General features: G+C 54.1%; 1 protein-coding gene. It reads left to right on the plus strand.

Features of this window, described 5'->3' with window-relative positions; all coding sequences use genetic code 11:
• Positions 1-65 precede the first annotated feature (65 nt).
• A protein-coding gene (locus FE848_RS18530) for an IS3 family transposase (RefSeq protein WP_413785020.1) occupies positions 66-1,618 on the plus strand; the annotation gives its coding sequence in 2 pieces (ribosomal slippage) (positions 66-534 and positions 534-1,618; 1,554 coding nt in all).
• Positions 1,619-1,654 lie beyond the last annotated feature (36 nt).

Here is a 1,654-nt window from a genome sequence, read left to right on the forward strand (position 1 = left end):
CCCGCTCTGGCAGGATAGTTGGCACTACTTAATTTTTAACCAGTTGGGCGGTACAGGTGTTGATAGTGCCTCGTTATTCGGATGAACGTAAAGCCGCAGTGCTGGCGAAGTTATCGCCGCCCCAGAGTATGACCGTATCCGCTTTGGCGCGAGAGGAAGGCATCTCGGAGCAAACCCTTTACAATTGGCGGACACAAGCCAGAGAAGAAGGACGTCCGGTGCCCGGTTCAAAAGCCAAGTCAGACCAGTGGTCAGCAGAAGCAAAGCTGGCAACCGTGATTGAGACAGCCGCGCTGTCCGAAGAAGAATTCAGTCAGTACTGCCGGGAGAAAGGCCTTTATCCTGAGCAAGTCCGGCGCTGGAAAGAAGAGTCCTTGCAAGGCTTTCAGCGCAGTGCCGAACGGGAAAAGCAACTGCGTAAAAAAAGTCAGGCCGATCAGAAACAGATCAAGAAACTTGAGCGCGAGTTACGCCACAAGGAAAAGGCGCTGGCCGAAACCGCTGCTTTGCTGGTGCTGCGAAAAAAGCTGGATGCGCTCTGGGAGGACGACAACGGGGACGACTGACCCCGGTCCCTGAGCGCAGGGTAACCATTGACCTGATCCAGGAAGCTAACAACGCTGGAGCCCGGTTATTCAAGGCTTGCGGTGAAGCCGGTATTGGCCTGCGCACCTATCGTCGTTGGTTCCGTGAAGGCCAAGTGCAGCCTGATAAACGTCCGGAAGCGGCACGACCCAAACCCGCGAACAAGCTCAGTGAAGACGAGCGGGAGCGAATCTTGTCAACCTGTAACTCGGCCCGTTATGAAAGCCTGCCGCCTTCGCAAATCGTACCCTCGATGCTGGATGAGGGATTGTATCTGGCGTCTGAATCATCGTTTTACCGAGTACTGAAAGCGCATAATCAATTGAATCACCGGGGACAAAGTCTCACGCCCCAACGCTCCTGGGAAGCGACCACACACCATGCCTCGGGGCCTTGTGAGCTTTGGAGCTGGGATATTACATATCTGGCATCAATGGTGCGTGGGCAGTTTTATTACTTGTACATGTTTGAAGATGTGTACAGCCGGAAAATTGTGGGCTATGAAGTCTACGAAGTTGAGAGCGGCGATTATGCGGCTGGTTTATTGCAGCGCTGCCTGCTCCGCGAGCAATGCCTCCATCAACCTCTGGTGCTGCATTCTGATAACGGCGCACCGATGAAGGCCCAGACCATGAAAGCGAAAATGGAAGAGCTCGGCGTAATACCCTCGTATAGTCGGCCAAGGGTTAGCAATGACAACGCCTTCTCGGAATCGCTGTTCAAGACGCTGAAATATCGTCCAGAGTGGCCTTCATCTGGCTTTAAAAGCCTCAGTGATGCACGGCGCTGGGTAGGTCGATTCGTGACCTGGTACAACACCGAGCACAAGCACAGCAAGCTGCGCTTCGTCACACCGCAAGAGCGGCATACTGGTGAGGATGTTGCCATTCTGGCTCAACGTCAGCGTGTGCTGGAGCAAGCCAAACAGCGGACACCGAGCCGCTGGGGAAGTCGCCAGGTCAGAAATTGCGAGCCCGTTGGGCCAACGACACTGAATCCGGAAAAATGCGCCGTAGAAAAAGACGCGGCTTAAACACAGAAACAGTGTCAACTATCTTGAAAAACACCG

This window comes from Marinobacter sp. 1-3A, from assembly GCF_016597775.1.
Classification (GTDB): Bacteria; Pseudomonadota; Gammaproteobacteria; order Pseudomonadales; family Oleiphilaceae; genus Marinobacter; species Marinobacter xiaoshiensis.